Here is a 20,745-nt window from a genome sequence, read left to right on the forward strand (position 1 = left end):
TCCGTAATTTTAGTGATAAATCGTTTTCATAACCATTCCATTTAATTTCGCTTTTAATTCATCAGATTTAGCTACAAAATGGTTGGGAGATACAATGGTTTTCTGTTCCTCTTCATACCTGATGATGACTGGAATTGGGCCTTTATATTGCTCTAAAATACGCGAAATTTCTTGATCCGATTCATGATTTTTCACTTGAATCCAAAAGCGTTCAGCCACTGCTTCTCTTATTTCCTGTGCAATCATTTGCAGACGGCCATCACGGGACTGGATTTTCCCTCTGATATAGTAGAAGGCTCCTTCTCTTACTTCCTGCCCAACCTGTCGATATAAATCTGAAAAGAGGGTAACATCCAGTTTTTTCTTACTATCATCGACCTGTAAGAAAGCCATATTTTCACCCTTTTTGGTGCGAATAGTTTTAATTTTTTGAATTTCTACCAAGATAATAGAGTGACTATTTTCTGACAAATTTCCAATGGGTGTAATCGGATAAATAGACTTGCTGGCAATAGCTTGTAAGGGATGTTTACTGACTCCTACCCCTAAAAGCTCTTGTTCCATATAGAATTTTTCTTGTTCTGTCCAATCTTCCGATTCCTGCCAACTATAAATAGTATCTCCAAACAAACTTCCTAACTCTTTTACAAATTCAAATAAATTAGATAAATTATTGAATACTTTTTGACGATTTTTTTCAAATGAATCGAAAAGGCCAACTTTTACCAAAGGTTCTAGCAGAGGAAGTTTCAGATAATTCTCAGGTAATTTAGCTATAAAATCTTCAATGTTAGAATAGGGTCTATGTTCAATAATCCAAAGCGCCAAATCCTTGCTTACTCCCTTAATCGATTTCAGACCTAGATAGATGGACTTGTTTGCAATTTTATCATGATAAGGAATAGTATTGATTGACAGAGGCGCTACTTCAAAGCCTGCTTCAAGGGCATCTGTTAGGTAATCACTGTTGGCAGAATTTAACATGACTTGATAAAAAATGGCTGGATAATGCGTTTTGAAATAGGCCAACTGGAAAGCCAAGGCTGAGTATGCATAGGCGTGTGACCTGTTAAAACCATAACCTGCAAACTTCTCCATGACATCAAAGACCTGCTCTGCCTTTTCCGCAGTATGACCTGCTTTTAATGCTCCCTGAATAAAGGAAGCCCTCATCTCATGCATGGCAGAGGCATCCTTTTTCCCCATAGCTCGACGCAAAATATCGGCTTTCCCAAGACTAAATCCAGCAAAACGCTGAGCAACCTGCATAACCTGCTCCTGATAGAGCATAATGCCGTAGGTTGGAGCCAAAATATCCTCCAGCACTGGATCCAGAACCGTCACTTCTTCCTGACCATGCTTTCTTGCCACAAAATTATTGATATAATCACTTGCACCTGGACGATTTAAAGAAGTAGTTGCTACGACATCTTCAAAACAGACTGGCTGCACACGCTTTAGCAGGCGAATAGCACCAGGTTGCTCAAATTGAAAGATACCTTTTGTATTACCAGAAGCAAAAAGAGCCAGCGTTTCTTTGTCTTCCAAATCGATTTCTTCAATTTTCAGATGAATCCCTTCTGTTTCAGCAAGCAACTCTTGCATTTTCTGGACAAAGGTCAAATTTCGTAGCCCCAGAAAATCCATCTTCAAAAGCCCGCTAGCTTCAACTCCATGAGCATCGTACTGAGTCAGTGGGATTTCGTCACCATGCTTCAGAGGGATGTAGTTGGTCAAATCTTGGTCACTGATCACAACACCAGCCGCATGGACAGAGGTTTGTCTTGGATAGCCCTCTATCTTGCAAGCAATTTCAAAAGCTTTTTGGTATTCTAACTTACTATTGATTTGCTGACGAAACTGGAGATTGCCCTCATAGGCTGACTTGAGATTATCACGAAAACTGATTTTCTTAGTAATTGCAGACAATTCATACTCTGGCACACCAAAACGCTTCAAAACATCACGTAAAGCTTGCTTAGCCCCAAAGGTAGAAAAAGTAACGATCTGAGCCGCATGCTTACTGCCATATTTATTGCCAACATATCTGATAAAATCTGGACGATAAATATCTGGGATATCAATATCAATATCAGGCATAGTATAACGTTCACGATTGAGGAAACGTTCAAAAATCAAATTTTTCTCTACTGGGTCAATCCCTGTAATATCTAAGGCATAGGAAACCAAACTACCAACTGCAGAACCCCGTCCCATGCCCATATAATAGCCATTCGAGCGTCCAAAACGCAACAAATCCCAAACAACCAAGAAATAATCATCAAAGCCCATATCATGAATAACAGCCAATTCTTGGTCTAGACGATTTTGATATTCTTTACTAGTCAACCCCTTCTGAGCTAGCCCCAGTTCAGCACGTTCTCTCAACTCTTCTACTGCTGGTCTAGCTGGATTAAAGCGAGGCAGTTTCAGACTAGTATCCAAGTCATAAGAAATACCTAAAATAAGCTTTTCTAAATTGTCCAAGGCTTGCGGAAAACGTTCTTGGAATAGTTTCTCTAAAGAACTTGCTGATATAAGGACATCTTGTCGTGAGCGTAAGGGAACTTCTCTGAGTGGTAGATTTTCTTTAATCGCTGTTAACACTTGTAGAACTTCTCTATCCCTGCTTTCAAAAGCATTGACCCGATAAAGGGGCAAGATTGGATGATGAAATTCACTGACCGGTGTTTCTGGATAAACCCCAATATAGTAATCACAGCCTATATTTAGAGACTCAATCTCTTCAAAATAAGGCACAATGACCGCAATATCCTCCAGGTGTTGGGACAGGACTGACCAAGTTTTCTCCCCCTGCATCTTGGCTGTTGAAAGCTTCATCAACTGCTGATAGCCCACACTAGATAGAGCTAAAAAACGCAGATTTACTTCCTGCACATCCACTAAAAGAGTCATTTCAAGCCCTAATAGAGGATGAATGCCGTATTTTTTTGTAATCTCTAGAAAGTCGAAAGCCCCATATAGGTTATCAATATCCATCATAGCCAGATGAGTGTAGCCATAGTCTTTAGCTGCTCTCACATACTTGTCTATCGAAATGACACTCTCCATAAAACTATAGACTGTTTTTGTATCTAGTTGCGCAATCAATTTACCCTTCTCCTCTATCCTTCTCACTTTATTATACCATTTTTCAAAAAGAGAAAGACAAAAGCATTGACTCTTATCTATAGTTTATACTTTAAATACGGTGTTTAAAATGAAAAAAGTAAAAATATATTTAAAGTCTAAAATACTCCTGTAATGTTTTTTAAACTTTTTATCCCAAGAAGTGAATATATCTTTTAAAATAGAAAGATACATTCAATCAACTAAGTTGTTATAATAACTTGTTTTAAGCTATAGAATGGTACTTGTTTTTCATATAAATGATATTCATTATTATTGAATTAATTTCTTTCTCATTTAATGATTTCCTTTATCCTATTTTTTTGATATAATAACCTTAATTATTTTTATTTTATAAGGAGGTTATATGCGCTTTAATCAATTCAGCTATTTATCACTTCCAAGAAATACTATTTTATATGAATTAAAAAAGTATGGATTTGATTTCCCATCTGAGATGGCAGATAAAAAGATGTTAAAGATTTTTTTAAGTCGTTTCTTTTTTACTTATCAAGACATCAATTATCCACTCTCCATCTTAGCAGTTGATAAAGAAACTGACTTACTGACTTTTTTTCAGTCAGATAAAGAGTTGACTGCAGATATTTTCTACACTGTAGCCTTTCAACTCTTAGGCTTTTCTTATTTGGTTGACTTCGAAGATAGCGAAGTTTTTCGTAAAGAGACTGGTTTTCCCATTGTATATGGTGACTTGATTGAAAATCTCTATCAGTTGCTCAATACTCGCACCAAAAAGGGAAATGCTCTTATCGACCAACTTGTTAGCGATGGTCTTATCCCTGAGGATAATGACTACCACTACTTTAACGGAAAGAGTTTGGCGACTTTTTCTAGTCATGATGTCATTCGAGAAGTGGTCTACGTTGAGTCTCGTGTCAATACTGACCAAAAAGGGCTACCAGACTTAGTCAAGGTTAGCATTATTCGTCCTCGTTATGATGGCCAAATCCCTGCTATCATGACGGCCAGTCCTTACCACCAGGGAACCAATGACAAGGCCAGTGACAAAGCCCTCTACAAGATGGAGGGCGAGCTTGAGGTTAAACTTGCTCACAAGATTGAGCTAGAAGAACCTCAACTCAATCTCGTCCAACCTCAAGGCCAAGCTGAGCTTGTGGCAGAAGCGGAGGAAAAGCTAACTCACATCAACGCTAGCTATACACTCAACGACTACTTCCTTCCACGAGGTTTTGCCAATCTCTACGTTTCAGGTGTTGGTACCAAAGACTCTACTGGTTTCATGACTAATGGGGACTACCAGCAAATTGAGGCTTATAAAAATGTTATCGATTGGCTCAATGGTCGTTGCCGTGCCTTTACTGACCATACACGCCAGCGTCAAGTCAAAGCTGACTGGTCAAATGGAAAAGTAGCCACAACTGGACTATCCTATCTAGGTACCATATCCAATGGTCTAGCGACTACAGGCGTCGATGGTTTAGAAGTCATCATTGCTGAGGCTGGCATTTCTTCATGGTACAACTACTACCGTGAAAACGGTCTGGTGACAAGCCCAGGTGGTTATCCAGGTGAGGACTTTGACTCCCTTGCTGAGTTAACCTATTCTCGGAATCTCTTGGCTGGCGACTATATCCGTGGCAATGAAGCTCACCAAGCTGACTTAGAAAAAGTAAAGGAACAACTGGATCGCAAGTCTGGTGACTACAATCAATTTTGGCATGATCGCAACTATTTGCTCAATGCTGACAAAGTAAAGGCTGAGGTTGTCTTTACCCATGGTTCACAAGATTGGAATGTTAAACCACTTCATGTTTACCAGATGTTCCATGCCCTTCCTGTTCATATAAATAAGCACCTCTTTTTCCATAATGGTGCCCATGTTTACATGAACAACTGGCAGTCTATTGACTTCCGTGAGTCCATGAATGCCTTGCTGACTCAGAGATTACTGGGACAGGAAACAGATTTCCAACTTCCTACTGTCATCTGGCAGGACAATACTGCTCCTCAGACTTGGTTATCACTTGATACCTTTGGTGAGCAGGATAACTTTGAAACCTTCTCACTCGGTCAAGAAGAGCAAGTCATTCAAAACCAGTACTCAGATAAGGATTTTGAGCGTTATGGTAAGACCTACCAGACCTTCAATGCAGAGCTCTACCAAGGAAAAGTCAATCAGATTACTATTGACCTTCCTGTGACTAAGGATCTTCACTTGAACGGTCGTGCTCAGCTTAATCTACGTATCAAATCCAGTACAAACAAGGGGCTCTTATCTGCCCAACTGCTAGAATTTGGACAAAAGAAATACCTACAACCTTATCCAGCTGTTTTAAGTGCTAGAACCATTGACAACGGTCGCTATCATATGCTGGAAAATCTTTGTGAACTGCCATTTAGACCAGATTCACAACGAGTCGTAACCAAGGGCTACCTCAATTTGCAAAATCGAAATGATTTGCTAATAGTTGAGAATATTAATGCAGATGAATGGATGGATATCCAGTTTGAACTGCAACCAACTATTTACAAGTTAAAAGAAGGAGACACTCTCCGTCTAGTCCTTTATACTACTGACTTTGAAATCACCATACGTGACAATACCGCTTACCACCTGACTGTTGATCTTGAACAGTCTACACTTATCCTACCTTACCAAAAGGTATAGGCTATCAGACTTTCGATACAGATAGATTCCAAGGAAAGCTTAATTACGTGACCATTTGCCTTCCTATAATCAATCCCCCACTTGAATAGTCTAACGAAACATAAACTTGGTATCAAATCCTGTCCAAAGAACAGATTATTCTACCCCCGCTGCTGAACCTTGGATAAATGATACTAACACCCCTAACCAACATGTGTGACCCTCTATACTACACGCTACCACACCACATGTTGGACAATCTCTGTGAATTGCCGTTTAGCGTACATTCACAAGAAGCCGTGACAAAATGATACCAAAATTGAATGATTCACTGTCATTAAAGAACATCAATGCAGATGAAGGGATAGATATCCAATTCATCTGCACCAAACAAGTGACAAGTTAAAAGAAGGCGATACTCTCCATCTAGTTCTTTATACTATTGACTTTGAAATCATCATACGTGACAATACCGCTTACCACTCGACTGACGATTTCGATCAGTCCACGCTTTCTGTACTTTGTACAAGGAGTAAATTTTTATGAATAAATCTGAACACCGCCACCAACTCATACGAGCACTTGTAAGCAAAAACAAGATTCATACTCAAGCTGAATTACAAGCTCTTCTTGCCGATAACGACATTCAAGTTACCCAGGCAACTCTTTCCCGTGATATCAAAACAATGAATCTCTCAAAAATACGTGAAGAAGATAATTCTTACTACGTGCTCAATACTGGTTCAATTTCAAAATGGGAAAAACGCCTAGAAACTTATATGGAAGATGCTCTTGTACTCATGCGTCCAGTTCAACATCAAGTACTTTTGAAAACTCTTCCTGGTCTGGCTCAATCATTCGGTTCTATTATTGATGCCTTGAACTTCCCTGACGCTATCGCTACCCTCTGTGGGGACGATGTCTGTCTGGTCATCTGTGAAGATGCAGAGGCTGCACAACATTGCTTTGAAGAATTGAAAAAATTTACACCACCATTTTTCTTTGGTGAATAACAAAATTCCGTGTCTGATGAGGCACGGAATTTTTTATCTTCTTTACTGAGATGGATTTTCATTTTTGGTTCGTGCCAATCTCAGGGCACGATTTGGATTGAGACGATTAAATAGTTCTTCCAATTTCTTTTCATTCCAAAGGTCTGCGGCGGAAACGAAATTGCCATCCGCATCTCGGAAAGATATCGGTTTATCTCCCATACCAGTCTCCTAGTCTACAAATTCAAACTCAAATTTACCAATGCGAACCAAGTCCCCATCCTTAGCACCACGCGCACGAAGGGCTTCATCAACCCCCATACCACGAAGCTGGCGAGCAAATTTCATGACTGATTCGTCACGATCAAAGTTGGTCATGTTAAAGAGCTTCATGAGTTTTTCACCAGAAAGTAGCCATGTTGCATCGTCATCACGACTAATTTCAAAGGCTTTCTCTTCCTCATCAAATCCATAGTAAGCTTCTTCTTCCATATCTGACTCGTCGTAGAGCAAGAATTCTGGTGTCTTGTCTAACAATTCAGCTGTAGCATCCAAAAGCGTAGCCAGACCTTGCTTGGTCAAACCAGATATTGGGAAAATAGCTGGTAACTCTTCAAATTCATCGTAGTTTTCAGCTAATTTCTTCTTGAAAACTTCAAGATTTTCCTGACTCTCAGGCATGTCCATCTTATTGGCTACGATAATCTGTGGACGCTCCATGAGGCGAAGATTGTATGACTCCAGCTCCTTATTGATCGCTAGGTAGTCCTCATATGGATCACGACCTTCACTAGCTGACATATCAATGATATGGAGGATAACACGGGTACGCTCGATGTGACGGAGGAACTGGGTTCCCAGACCAACACCCTGACTAGCCCCTTCAATCAAACCTGGCAAGTCGGCTACTGCAAAGGATTCACCTGATTGGGTACGAACCATACCTAGATTTGGAACGATAGTGGTAAAGTGGTAGGCACCAATTTTAGGTTTAGCTGAGGTGATAACACTTAAAAGTGTTGATTTTCCTACAGATGGGAATCCTACTAAACCAACATCCGCAAGGATTTTTAGTTCTAACTGTAACTCACGCTCCTGACCCGGTTCTCCATTTTCAGAGATTTCAGGTGCAGGATTTTTTGGTGTCGCAAAGCGGATATTTCCACGACCACCACGACCACCGTGGGCAACGATAAATTCTTGACCGTGTTCAATCAAATCTGTCAAGACCTTGCCTGTCTCGGCATCACGCACAGTCGTACCTTGTGGTACACGAACTCTAAGGTCCTCGGCACCACGACCATGCATCCCTTTGGTCATTCCTTTTTCACCAGAATCAGCCTTAAAATGGCGATTATATCGGAAGTCCATCAAGGTACGTAGACCTTCGTCTACAACGAAGACCACATTACCTCCACGTCCACCGTCACCACCCCAAGGGCCGCCATTAGGGACATATTTTTCACGGCGAAAGGCAACCATGCCATCGCCACCATTACCAGCCTTGACCTTAATCTTGGCTGTATCTAAAAACATACTCATTTTTTCTTCTCACTTTAAAAAAGGGCTGGGAAATCCCAGTCACAAAATTTTCTTGAACCTATTTTATAGATTACTGAGAGCACCAATTGCAGTTGCAAAAATACCCAAAATACTTGCCAAAAGCATAATAACCACGATAATTAAAGTTAATTTCTCAAACAAGGTTTTTTTACGATTTCCATTATCTCCAAATGCCATTTTTTTCTCCTTCGTTACATTCTATTTTCTATTATCTTAGCATGAATTCAGCTAGTTTTCAATAGTCAGTTGCTACTGGTGTAATAATCCATAAAATGATATAGGCTACAATTCCAGCTCCATAACCAAAAGCAAGAACACCCCATATTACACGAACAATAGTGGGATCCATATCAAAATAATGAGCCACTCCAGCACAAACACCTGCAATCTTTTTATCATGACCACTTCTCATTAATTGTTTTTTCATAGCTGTTCCTCTTTCTATTCTTCACTGTCTTTCCAATAATCTCTGATGCTGATTAACTGTGTTTTTGATGCCTTCAGCATCCGTCTAGAGCCTTTTACGGGCACAGCAACCACCTGTTGCGGAAGATACAAAACTGTCTTAAAGATACGCTGACTAACCGTATCATCTTTGACTAAATCTTTCTGGAAATTATTTGAAATAATGGCATCCAGATAAAACTCATGCACTCGTTTCCCAAAGTTCTCAGCTGAAATCTCATACAATTTCTCTGATAAGCTATGCTCATTCATATCTGGCGTTGCAATCAGGGCTTCTAAAATGGCTCCAGCTAAATCATACTCGCCGTAATACAAGGTACCAAACATTTTATCACTAATAAGATTGTCCAGATACGGATTTCCGTGAGCAATGACAGGCGTTCCACTAGCTAAGCTTTCCAAGTAGGTCAACCCTTGGGTTTCACTTGTCGATGCCGAGATGAAGAAATCTGCCGCCTTATAATAAAGAGCCGTCTCACTAGGAGCAATCATACCTGTAAAGATAACCGAGTCTCGAATCTCTAGTTTCTGGGCTTGCTCTTTGAGGTCATCCAGATAAGGCCCATCCCCAGCAACTACCAGTTTCACCTTGTCTTCCTCTCTCAGAACTTCTGCAAAGGCTGCTAATACTGCTTGAATATTTTTTTCATAGGAAATTCTGGAAAGACTAAGCAACATCTTTTCATCATCTTGAATCCCTAATTTACTACGCAGTTCTTTCAAATTTTCTTGCTTGATTTCTGGACGCTCAAACTTGGCTAATTCAATTCCAGTTGGAATGACCCGCTTTTCAACCTTGACTTTATAATCAGATAGCAAGTCACGAACAATCTCACTCGGGCAAACAACCCCATCCACATCGTGCAGGAAACCTCTGACCAGATACTTGACCATACTAGGACGAATCAACATCCCCTTGGCAATATAATGCACATAGTCTTCGTACTGGGTATGATAGGTATGGATAACGGGAATTTTCAGTTCATGCGCAATCCAAATCCCCAACAAGCCTAGAGAAAATTCTGTCTGAGTATGAATAACATCTAGCTGATACTGCTTGGCAATTTCAAGCGCCTTGCTAAAGCCTCGATAGGCAAAGCGGCGATCTTTAAAAGCAAAAAAAGGCACACTTGGAATGCGGATAATTTGCCAATCTTCGTAGCGATTAACATCCTTATCTGTCGTCGTAAAGATAAAAACAGCATGTCCCTGCTTTTCAAGTTCTGTTTTCAAGGTTCGAATACTGGTCGCAACACCAGAAACCTGAGGAAAATAGGTATCTGTAAATAAACCAATTCGCATAGATTACCTCACTTTTTATTTTCTCCCTAAAGCGGCTTGTTTCTCATAAAAGTCCAACCAGATTTGCAACAGATGCTCTTCAGAATACTCTCTGGAAATATTCTTAGCTTTTTCTTTGAGATCTTTTAAGGCAATAGGATTTGCTTGATATTCTAAAATAGCTTCTTTCATCTCTTCTCTATCTGCTGTCTCCCGATAATTTCCCTCCAAAATCACCTTATAGAGATCTAAATCACGCAACATAATAGGAGCTTCGCAACTGGCAGCTTCTAAAATCGTCATAGGAAAGAGCTCATTGTAACTAGGTAACAAGAAAAGATCCGCTAGGGCATACAATTCGCGCATACGCTCTGGCGACACAATGCCTGGAAACATCAAATTTTCAGGTGGATTATCCATCATTTTCTTATAGCGTTCATAACCATCTGTCATACCACCAAAAGAGAAACCACCAGCCCAGATAAAGGTAATCTGAGGTAATTCCTCAGCAAGACGGATAAAATCATCAATCCCTTTGCGTTTCTGGACTTGACCAGCACCTACTACGATAAACTGATTGTCACTAAGACCTAGCTCCGTTCGCAGTCTCACTATCTCTTCTTGTGGAAGGGGATGCCATTTTTCCTTATTGACAAAATTAGGAATATAAGTTACTTTTTCACGTGGAATACCAGCTGCCACCAAATCCTCAATAAACATAGGATTAACCACAACCAAATGCTCCATCCGGTTGTAAAAAGAAAATACATAGCGTTTAACAATTCCCTTTAAGAAAAATGGAATTTTCAAACTCCCCTCAAGTGTATCAGGCAAAAAATGCACATAGCCAATTTTCCTCCCTGAGCGCTTCTTTTGGAATGTTGATAAATAATAGGGGAAATCAATTGTATGAAAGTGAGTCACATCTGCCTCGATTGGAAGATTTTCTGTAACAACCAATTGGTCCTTGGCATCACGGTGAAGAAGACGAACTAATTCACGGTAGGCACCTGAAACTCCTTGCCCTGCTACTTTCTCACTTGAACTCAACATATTGATACGTAATTTCTTTTTTTCCATAACTACTATTATATCATTTTCTTTGAATAAAATCAGCAAAAGAAAGGAGAGACTAGAGGAAAAGAAGGGGAAATTTCCTCGCTTTTCCAATGATCTCTCACATATTTTTATATGTTTATACTCAATGAAAATCAAAGAGCAAACTAGGAAGCTAGCCGCAGGCTGTACTTGAGTACGGCAAGGTGAAGCTGACGTGGTTTGAATTTGATTTTCGAAGAGTATTACTTAATGCCTAGGGCAATGCGTGCATAACGACTCATTTTTTCAACTGTCCAGGCTGGATACCAGACTAATTTAACCTCAGTATCCGTTACTTCTGGCACCTCTGTCATGGCATCATATATCTGGTCTGTTAAAAGGTCTGCTAGGGGACAACCCATAGTTGTCAAAGTCATATCAATCTCTGTTTGCCCTGTGTCGCCGTCAAAACGAATCTCATAAATCAAACCAAGATTAACAATATCAATCCCCAACTCAGGGTCGATAACTTCTTCCAAGGCTGATAAAATTCGTGTTTTGATAGTTTCGATTTGTTCTTCTGTATAAGCCATATTTATCCTCACTCTTAGTCTTCAATAAAATCACGAAGCGGTTTGCTACGACTTGGTTGGCGTAGTTTTCTCAAAGCTTTAGCCTCAATCTGACGGATACGCTCACGGGTTACGTTAAAGACTTTCCCCACATCTTCAAGGGTGCGCATTTTCCCATCATCTAGTCCGAAACGTAGACGTAGAACATTTTCTTCACGGTCTGTAAGAGTATCCAAGACCTCATCCAACTGCTCACGCAAAACGATACGAGTTGTATAGTCCACTGGATTTTCAATCACTTCGTCTTCGATAAAGTCTCCAAGATGGCTATCATCCTCCTCACCGATTGGTGTTTCCAGAGATACTGGTTCTTGGGCAATCTTCAAGATTTCACGAACCTTGTCAGGGGTCATATCCATACGTTCAGCAATTTGTTCTGGCGTTGGATCTTGTCCCAATTCTTGAAGGAGATTACGCTGTTCACGAACTAATTTATTAATAGTTTCAACCATGTGGACTGGGATACGGATGGTACGAGCTTGATCCGCAATAGCACGAGTGATGGCCTGACGAATCCACCAAGTTGCGTAAGTTGAGAACTTGAATCCTTTAGAATAGTCAAACTTGTCAACTGCCTTCATCAAGCCCATGTTTCCTTCTTGAATCAAATCAAGGAACTGCATACCACGACCGACATAGCGTTTGGCAATAGAAACAACCAAACGAAGGTTGGCTTCCGCAAGGCGTTGTTTGGCTTCGATATCGCCAGCTTCAACAGCCAGTGCCAACTCTTTTTCCTCTTCATTGGTCAAGAGAGGAACGACTCCAATCTCTTTCAAGTACATACGGACAGGGTCGTTGACCTTAGCCGAAGTTGAACCAATCAAGTCCTCATCGCTGAGTTCTGGCTCTTCTTCAGCGCTAAGAACACGTGCACTTGGATTTCCTTCGTTATCTGTGATAGAAATCCCTGCATCCTGAATCCGTTGCAAGAGATCTTCAATCCCATCAGCGTCCAAGGTAAAAGGAATGACTAGACTAGCATTAATTTCATCGTCTGTTGCTGTCCCTTTTTGCTTATGATTACGGATAAATTCTGCTACTTGTACGTCAAATGTTGTTACTTCTTTTTGTTTTGTTGCCATTATTACTCCATTCTTCTCTTTTGGGAAATTAAACGTTCCAATTCTTCTAGGGCTGTGTCTGTATCTCCTACATGGCTAGCTTCCTGCACCTTCTTTTTGATTCTCATATTGTCCTGATTCAAGAGAGCCTTGTTTCGAGTCATTTCTACTTCACTAAGTTCCTGCGGTGACATCTCAGCAGGCAAATCCTGAGCTAAAACCTGATACCAGGCTCTTTCAACTTCCTCTGTCTGTTCTGCTAAAACTTCTGGAGGAAGATTCCCATACTGACCAAGCAAGTCATATAAGACCTGAAATTCAGGAGTGTCAAATGCAAAGTCTTCTCGCAAACGGTAGTCGTTCAAAACAAGAGGGGATTCCATCATCCGATAGAGTAGATGGGCTTCTGCTCTCATAATAGCTGATAACTGCTTGGTGACAGGCATAGTGATTTGCGTCGGTCTGGAAATTCCTTCCATGCGATTCTGCCTTTGCGCCTGACGACTCTCATTAACAATCTGCTCAATCTGGGCATAATCAAAGGATGCCAGACTGTCAGCTAAAATATGAATATAGCTGTTTTGAGCAGTGATGGACTTTTCTCGAACAATCAAGGGAGCTATTTTTTCAATAAACTCAATCTGAGCTTGCAGATTTTCACTGTTTTCAGGTTTGTACTGGTGAATGTAAAACTCAATCGGACTAATACGAGTTTTCGTTAATAGATAGGCCAAGTCTTCTGGACCATTTTTTTGTAGATACTCATCTGGATCCAAGTTATCAGGCATGCTGACGATTTGCACAGGCATATCACCAATTTCATCCAAGGCTTTCAATGTCGCAGCTTGTCCAGCCTTATCGCCATCGTATACCAGAACCAACTTCTTAGTTAACCTTTTCAGATGCTCAACATGCTCCCGACTCAAGGCCGTTCCCATGGACGCCACAGCATTTTCGATTCCAGCCCGATAGGCTGCAATGACATCCATGAACCCTTCCATGAGGTAAATCTCACTGGCTTTACCAGAAGATTTTTTTGCCCTATCCATATGATATAATTCGTAACTTTTGTTAAAAATTGCAGTCGATCGGCTATTTTTATACTTAGAAGTTTGTGAATCCGTTTTCTGCCAGATACGACCTGAGAAGGCAATGACCTTTCCCTGATCATTTGTAAGGGGAAACATAATGCGATTGTGAAAGGTGTCTACAAATTGATTGGCATCCGAAAGGTAAAATAGCCCTGAATCTAGGAAATCCTCTTCACGATACTGACCAGACAAACGTTGATACAGATAGTTTCGTTCTGGAGGTGCTAAACCAATCCGAAAATGCTTGAGCACTTCATCTGTCAAACCACGCTGATAAAGGTAATTTCTCGCCTCTTCACCAATGGTTGTTGTCATGAGAATAGCATGATAAAATTTGGCTGCATCTTCGTGCATATCATAAAGAGCTTGATGTGGAGAGGCTGGCTTCTGTTCATTATAAAGCGGTTTTTCTACCTCTATCCCAACACGCTGACCTAAGATTTGGACAGCCTCCATAAAGGGAACCCCTTGGTACTCCTCGATGAACTTAAAGACGTCACCTGAACGACCACAACCAAAACAGTGGTAAAACTGCTTGTCCTCTACAACGTTGAAAGAAGGTGTTTTTTCACCATGAAAAGGACAGAGCCCTAGATAGTTCCGTCCTGCCTTTTGTAAAGAAATCACATCTCCTATGACTTCCACAATGTTGGCATTGTTTTTGATTTCTTCAATGACTTGTTTGTCAACCATACACAATACCTCCATGTTATCATAGTTTACTTTATATAGTATACTTTATTTCAGAAAAAAAGTAAACCATTTCATACACTTTCCGTAATTCTCTTTGCCTTATTTTTCTAGATAGAAAAGAAAGTTAAAAAACTCAGAAACACTTTAATGCCTCTAAGTTTTGATTCACAATTTTTGATGAAAATAAAGTTCATCTATTCAAATAATTGATAGTAGTCTGAGATTTTCATCTTAGCTTTATCTTCTTGGTTCAAATCTTGGATAATCTGTCCTTCTTTCATGACAATTAAGCGATTGCCATATTTGAGAGCATCTTCCATATGATGAGTAATCATAAGGGCTGTCAGCTGATCTTTCTTGACAAATTCATCTGTCAATTCCATCAAGGCCACACTGGTCTTTGGATCAAGGGCAGCAGTATGCTCATCTAACAAGAGCAACTCAGGTCGCTTCAAGGTTGCCATCAAGAGACTCAAAGCCTGTCTTTGCCCACCTGATAAGAACTCGATCGGTGTATTCAAATGTCTCTCAAGACCATTTCCTACTTTTTCAATGGTTGCCTGAAATTCATCCTTATAGCTAGTCAAGCGTCGTGGTAACAATCCACGCTTTTCACCACGAAACTTGGCAATCAAAAGATTTTCAGCCACCGTCATACGGGGAGCTGTCCCCATCTTGGGATCTTGGAAGACTCGAGACAGATACTTAGCTCGCTTCTCTGGTGAAAATTTGGTAACATCTTCACCTAAAATACGGATGGTTCCACTGGTTAAGGATAAGGTTCCTGCAATAGTGTTAAAGAGGGTCGATTTACCAGCACCATTTCCACCTAAAATCGTGATGAAATCCTGTTCAAAAATTTCTAAGGAAACATCATTTAAAATAATCTTTTCTTCATCAAAGCCATTTTTAACGACTTTGGTTGCATTGTTTAATTCTACAATTGCTGTCATTTGCTTAACTTGGCTCCTTTCAAGATTGTTTGCTTAAATGTTGGAATCATGAGGCAGACTGCCAAAATCAAGGCACTGTATAAACGAAGGTAACTTGTATTAAAGCCAAGAGCGATAACTGCCCACACTAAGAATTGATAGGCGATAGAACCCACAACGATGGCAACCAGACGCTCTGCCAAGCTCAAACTCTTGAAAATAACTTCTCCAATTATCAAACTTGCAAGCCCCACAACGATAACCCCGATTCCTCGAGACACATCAGCATAGCCTTCTTGCTGGGCAATGAGAGCTCCTGCAAGGGAAATCACACCATTTGATAAGACCAATCCCATGAGCTCCATGCGTCCAGTATGAATCCCGAAACTTCTAGCCATATCAGGATTGTCACCTGTAGCAATATAAGCCTGTCCAAGTTTGGTGTCCAAGAAAAAGAGCATGAGAGCAATGACAATACTGACAAAGATGAGACCTGTCAAGAGTTGATTCATGTCTGAAGCAAAAGGCAAAACATCCTGAATTTGCTTGGTTCCAAGCAGTCCTAAGTTTGCACGTCCCATAATCAAGAGCATGATAGAGTGACAGGAAGTCATCACCAAAATCCCTGAGAGCAAGGTTGGGATTTTTCCTTTTGTATAAAGAAGTCCTGCTGCCATTCCAGCCAAACAACCTGCTCCTACAGCAACAAGAGTCGCTAAAAATGGGTTCACGCCTTTGGTTATCAAAGTGACAGCAACAGCTCCCCCAAGAGGGAAGGAACCTTCTGTCGTCATATCTGGAAAGTTTAAAATCCTAAATGTCATAAAGATTCCCAGACCTAAAATAGCCCAGACAAATCCTTGAGAAATAATAGATAATATCATCTGTTTCTTAACCTTTTCTATACGATTTCTATTGTAAAAAATTGGAGGAGATGTCCCCAACTCCTCCAATACAGATTATTCAATCACTTGTCCTGCTTCTTTTAGAACAGATTCAGGAATCGTAATACCTAGCTCTTGTGCCAATTTTTTGTTGATTACTGACTTACCAGTTGAAAAGACATTGACTGGAGTATCAGCTGGTTTTGCACCTTTCAAGACTTGCGCAATCATTTTACCTGTTGCCACTCCAAGATCATGTTGGTCAACTACAACCGATGCCAAACCACCAGCTTCTACCATGGCAGTTGCGCTTGGGTAGATTGGTTTTTTAGCTGATTGGTTGCTTGATACAACTGTTGAAAATGCAGATGCGATTGTGTTGTCGATTGGAACCCAGATAGCATCGACCTTGCTAGTCATAACATTGACTGTTGAAGCAATTTCATTTGTTGAAGGAACTGCAAATGTTTCTACTGTCAAACCTGCTTTTTCAGCATAAGCCTTAAATTCTTCGACCTGTGTTTTTGAATTGTCTTCGCTACTTGAGTAAAGGGCTCCGATTGTTTTCACATTTGGTGTTAGAGCCTTGATGAGTTCAACTTGTTGTTGAGCTGGATTGTGGTCAGACACCCCTGTAATGTTGCCGCCTGGTTTTTTCAAATCTTTGACCAAGTTAGCTCCGATTGGGTCTGTAATAGCGGCCATGATAACAGGTAGGTCTTTTGTGGCGCTTGCCAAACCTTGAGCAGCTGGTGTAGCAATACCAACTACAAGATCATTGCTATTTGCAACCAACTGTTTACTCATTGTCGCAACCTTACTTTGGTCACCTTCTGAGTTCATAAAATCAATTTTAACTTGGTCATCTTTATATCCTTCTTCTGCAAGTCCATCTTGAATCCCTTTATAAATCAAGTCAAGAGATGGATGGCTCACAAACTGAAGGACACCAACTTTGGCAACTTTCTTTTCATTCTTAGCTTCTGGTTTATTCATTGAAGAGTAAATCAAGCTTCCTGCTACTAAGACTGCTAATGCAGCGATAATTCCAATTAAACGTTTATTTTTCATTCTATTTCTCCTTTTTTATTCCTTTAAAATACTTTACTTATCTAATACTCTTCGAAAATCTCTTCAAACCACGTCAGCTTCACCTTGCCGTAGCTATGGTTACTGACTTCGTCAGTTCTATCCACAACCTCAAAGCAGTGCTTTGAGCAACCTGCGGCTAGCTTCCTAGTTTGTACTTTGATTTTCATTGAGTATAAACAAGCGACGCCATCGTTTTCTTTCCATACTAACCTCCATCAAAAAAGTCCTCACACAAAAAACTTGTGTGAGGACGTCGATGCGCGGTACCACCTCAATTATAGGGAATTTCCCTATCACTCTGTCTCGCAATAACGAGATGCACTGTAAGGTGTGCTCACCGAATTTTTATGATTTCAAATTCTAAATAACATTCAGCCCAATTTTCATCATCGCCACTTATCTGTTTTCAGCTACCACAGACTCTCTAAAAAGTTTGTATGACTACTTTTCTGAATGGTTAAATTATATCATTTTTCAACTAGTTGTCAAGACTCTTTTAGCATTTTTTTGAAATATCAAAAACTTCCCCTATAGAAAAGAGGAAGTTTGATCGGTATCAGCCTGAATTACGCAATCCTGTCGCAATTCCGTTGATGGTTGTATGGATTAATTTTTCTTGATCGCTTGACAATTCTCCTCGACGTTGACGTTTAATCAATTCCAACTGGATATAGTTGAGGATATTAAAGTATGGCATACGGTAATCCAAACTTGCTTTCAGATATGGATTTTCAGCTAATAATTCGTCATATCCTTCAATCTCTAGGATAACGTTTTTAGTTAATTGCCATTCGTCTAAAATAGTATCATAAATAGCTTTCACTTGATCATCTTCACATAACTTAGCATATTCAAAAGCAATATTCATATTAGATTTTGATAAGACCATGTCTACATTTGAAAGGAGAGATTGGAAGAAAGGCCAATTTTGGTACATATCTCGTAAGATAGCGATATTTTCTGGATTTTTATCGATAAATTCCTTGAAGCTTGATCCTACCCCATACCAGCCAGGGAACATGACACGACTTTGTGACCATGAGAAGACCCACGGAATGGCACGCAAACCACCAATTTCTGTAATGGTCTTACGGGCAGCTGGACGAGAACCGATATTAAAGCTGGAAATGGCCTTAATAGGACTTGACTCAAAGAAATAATCATAAAAATGTTCATTCCCAAAAACTAGGTCTCGGTAAATATCATAACTACGGTCCACTACTTGGTCCATAATAGCCTCATATCGATTTGAGGTATTAGTATCACTCTTCCACTGAGTAATCATGCGGTTAATGGCTGCTGAAACCAACATTTCAAGGTTATAATAGGCAGCATCTTTGTTACCGTATTTATTGCCAATTACTTCACCCTGCTCCGTCAAACGGATACGATCCTTGATAGACTTGAGCGGTTGAGAGGTGATGGCTTCATAAGTTGGTCCACCACCACGACCGACAGTACCACCACGACCATGGAAGAAGGTAACCTTAACGCCAAATTCATCTCCAATAGCAGTCAATTGTTGTTGAGCCTTGTAGAGGGTCCAACATGATGATAAGTAACCACCATCTTTATTACTATCAGAATAGCCAAGCATGATTTCTTGGTAGTTATTGCGTGAAGCAATCCATTTTTTGGCAAGACCAAGAGAAAGGTATTCTCTCATGGTTTCTTCCGAGTGGTCCAAGTCCTCGATTGTTTCAAAGAGAGGAACGATTTGGACACGGGCTCTTTCTTTATCAACTAGTCCTACTTCTTTTAGTAAGATAGCCAATTCCAGCATGTCTGATACGCTGGTTGCATGTGAAATAATGGTCTGACGAATAACATCGTCACCCAACTTATCTTTCAAATTACGAGCAGCCTTGAAAATGGCCAATTCTTTTTCAAGTAACTCCGATTTTTCAACGTGAGTAGCCGAAAGAATGCGTGGATCTTCTTCTAATTCTTTCAAGAGAAGCTGGCATTTTTCTTCTTCACTTAGTTCGCTATAACGCGAATGAATTCCTGCTGATTTCAAGAGTTCAGCTACGCAGGCCTCATGAACACTAGAATCTTGACGCATGTCAATGGATGCCAAATAGAATCCAAAAATTTCAACTGCTTGAATCAATTCAACAAAATCACCAGAAATCAGTGCTTCACCCTTGTTTTCCAAGAGGGAATCACGGATAGTAATTAAATCTTTATAAAAATCATTAGCTGTTTCATAGCGATCCCCAACTTCCTTATCCTCAATCAGATAAGCTTTTGTTGCTTGGATTTTTGATTGAATATCAAACAAAGCGCGACGATACAGCTCTTTTTCACGGTAGATAGAGTTATCCTTAGATTGACGAGCCATTTCTCTGACTTGCTTGCTGACATTGACAATACTGGTTGAGAGGGAGAACTCACGATAAAGTTGGTAAATCTTTTCATCATAGTAATTCATGATGACTTCACACTGGGTCATGGCAGATTTCTTTAAGGTATCTGCTGTAACAAAGGGATTACCATCACGGTCTCCACCAATCCACATTCCCATAGTAATTGGTTTAGGATGTTTTAACTCCAGTCCATGTTTTCTAGCCAAACGCTTGTACTCAGCAGTCAAATGAGGAACTGCCTTCAGGAATGAACTATTGTAGTATTCCATAACATTCGTGATTTCATTGGTCACTTTTAATTTCTTTTCACGAATCATATCTGTCTGCATAATAATCTCAATGTAACGGCGGAGATCATTATGCCATTTTTCCTTATTAATCAAGCCTAATTTCACATCACGATACTTACGCAAGAGGGTATGGATATGGTTAGTCAAATCCAGCATACTCTTACGTTGCACTTGTGTTGGATGGGCTGTCAAAACAGGAACAACATTCAAGTGTTCTAGAATTTCAACCGCATTTTCTTTTTCTGCAACCATTTTAATCGTTGCTGATAATTTACCAAGATAATCTTGATCGATATTATTTTGGTGGTTGATTTCATAGGCCAAATCAACGTCTTCTGAAATATTAATCAAAAGAGGCAAGATAGAGAAATAGCGTGAAATATAAGCCATTTCATCATTTGTCAGGCTAGTAACCAATTGGTTCAAGCCTTGATAATCTTCTTGAGTTGACAATTCTGTCAACTGCATGATTTTTTCAAAAGTCTCTGGAGCAAGCATATTTTTAGTGATATCTTCTAACAATTCTGTTAAAATCAATACTTCTTCTTGCACGACAGCTTTATTACTATAGTTTTCTAATTTTTGAAGAGACATAGGTAAT

16 protein-coding genes and 1 other annotated feature are annotated in these 20,745 nt (G+C 40.0%); of the genes, 2 read left to right on the plus strand and 14 right to left on the minus strand.

Features of this window, described 5'->3' with window-relative positions:
• Positions 1 to 9 precede the first annotated feature (9 nt).
• Complete coding sequence (locus tag SK629_RS06195; protein WP_042901061.1) at positions 10 to 3,111, minus strand: DNA polymerase III subunit alpha; 3,102 nt, start codon at positions 3,109 to 3,111, stop codon at positions 10 to 12.
• Positions 3,112 to 3,496: 385 nt separating this feature from the next.
• Here SK629_RS06195 and SK629_RS06200 point away from each other — a divergent pair, with 385 nt between their 5' ends.
• Both SK629_RS06200 and SK629_RS06205 read left to right on the plus strand, forming a co-directional pair.
• Positions 3,497 to 5,779 (plus strand): Xaa-Pro dipeptidyl-peptidase, encoded by a 2,283-nt coding sequence (locus SK629_RS06200; protein ID WP_042901062.1) that lies wholly within the window; start codon positions 3,497 to 3,499, stop codon positions 5,777 to 5,779.
• 521 nt (positions 5,780 to 6,300) lie between these two features.
• Positions 6,301 to 6,771: an arginine repressor gene (locus SK629_RS06205; RefSeq protein ID WP_042901063.1), complete on the plus strand. Its 471-nt coding sequence runs from the start codon at positions 6,301 to 6,303 to the stop codon at positions 6,769 to 6,771.
• Between the two features lie 42 nt (positions 6,772 to 6,813).
• On the opposite strand, the gene SK629_RS06210 is transcribed toward SK629_RS06205, so the two are convergent.
• The 13 genes from SK629_RS06210 to ppc all read right to left on the minus strand — a co-directional run bounded on the left by SK629_RS06210 (position 6,814) and on the right by ppc (position 20,738).
• Positions 6,814 to 6,972 carry a hypothetical protein gene (locus SK629_RS06210; protein WP_033683527.1) on the minus strand — a complete coding sequence of 53 codons (159 nt, stop codon included), beginning with the start codon at positions 6,970 to 6,972 and terminating at the stop codon, positions 6,814 to 6,816.
• Between the two features lie 9 nt (positions 6,973 to 6,981).
• Positions 6,982 to 8,292 (minus strand): GTPase ObgE, encoded by a 1,311-nt coding sequence (gene obgE / locus SK629_RS06215; RefSeq protein ID WP_042901064.1) that lies wholly within the window; start codon positions 8,290 to 8,292, stop codon positions 6,982 to 6,984.
• A 63-nt stretch (positions 8,293 to 8,355) separates the two neighbouring features.
• Positions 8,356 to 8,490 (minus strand): DUF4044 domain-containing protein, encoded by a 135-nt coding sequence (locus SK629_RS06220; RefSeq protein ID WP_033683525.1) that lies wholly within the window; start codon positions 8,488 to 8,490, stop codon positions 8,356 to 8,358.
• 58 nt (positions 8,491 to 8,548) lie between these two features.
• Entirely contained in the window at positions 8,549 to 8,725 is a 177-nt protein-coding gene (locus SK629_RS06225) for a PspC domain-containing protein (protein WP_042901567.1), read from the minus strand.
• A gap of 29 nt (positions 8,726 to 8,754) precedes the next feature.
• Positions 8,755 to 10,080, minus strand: a complete 1,326-nt coding sequence (locus tag SK629_RS06230; protein ID WP_042901066.1) for a glycosyltransferase family 4 protein — start codon at positions 10,078 to 10,080, stop codon at positions 8,755 to 8,757.
• Positions 10,081 to 10,095: 15 nt separating this feature from the next.
• Positions 10,096 to 11,139 (minus strand): alpha-galactosylglucosyldiacylglycerol synthase, encoded by a 1,044-nt coding sequence (cpoA, locus tag SK629_RS06235; protein ID WP_042901067.1) that lies wholly within the window; start codon positions 11,137 to 11,139, stop codon positions 10,096 to 10,098.
• Positions 11,140 to 11,360: 221 nt separating this feature from the next.
• Positions 11,361 to 11,690: a metal-sulfur cluster assembly factor gene (locus tag SK629_RS06240; protein ID WP_033683522.1), complete on the minus strand. Its 330-nt coding sequence runs from the start codon at positions 11,688 to 11,690 to the stop codon at positions 11,361 to 11,363.
• Between the two features lie 14 nt (positions 11,691 to 11,704).
• Positions 11,705 to 12,814, minus strand: coding sequence for an RNA polymerase sigma factor RpoD (gene rpoD, locus SK629_RS06245; protein WP_004259586.1), 1,110 nt, complete (start codon positions 12,812 to 12,814; stop codon positions 11,705 to 11,707).
• 2 nt (positions 12,815 to 12,816) lie between these two features.
• The gene (gene dnaG, locus SK629_RS06250) at positions 12,817 to 14,577 is read right to left on the minus strand and encodes a DNA primase (RefSeq protein ID WP_042901068.1); all 1,761 of its coding nucleotides are present in this window, start codon (positions 14,575 to 14,577) and stop codon (positions 12,817 to 12,819) included.
• Positions 14,578 to 14,771: 194 nt separating this feature from the next.
• Entirely contained in the window at positions 14,772 to 15,530 is a 759-nt protein-coding gene (locus SK629_RS06255; RefSeq protein ID WP_042901069.1) for an ABC transporter ATP-binding protein, read from the minus strand.
• Positions 15,527 to 16,393, minus strand: coding sequence for an ABC transporter permease (locus SK629_RS06260; RefSeq protein ID WP_042901568.1), 867 nt, complete (start codon positions 16,391 to 16,393; stop codon positions 15,527 to 15,529). Before SK629_RS06260 ends, SK629_RS06255 begins: the two co-directional genes overlap by 4 nt.
• Positions 16,394 to 16,468: 75 nt before the next feature.
• Positions 16,469 to 17,464, minus strand: coding sequence for a tryptophan ABC transporter substrate-binding protein (trpX, locus tag SK629_RS06265; RefSeq protein ID WP_042901071.1), 996 nt, complete (start codon positions 17,462 to 17,464; stop codon positions 16,469 to 16,471).
• Between the two features lie 264 nt (positions 17,465 to 17,728).
• Positions 17,729 to 17,946 (minus strand) — a binding site (T-box leader).
• Between the two features lie 95 nt (positions 17,947 to 18,041).
• Complete coding sequence (gene ppc / locus SK629_RS06275) at positions 18,042 to 20,738, minus strand: phosphoenolpyruvate carboxylase (RefSeq protein ID WP_042901072.1); 2,697 nt, start codon at positions 20,736 to 20,738, stop codon at positions 18,042 to 18,044.
• Between the last annotated feature and the right edge of the window lie 7 nt (positions 20,739 to 20,745).

Origin of the sequence: Streptococcus mitis (assembly GCF_000722695.1) — a bacterium.
GTDB lineage: Bacteria > Bacillota > Bacilli > Lactobacillales > Streptococcaceae > Streptococcus > Streptococcus mitis_O.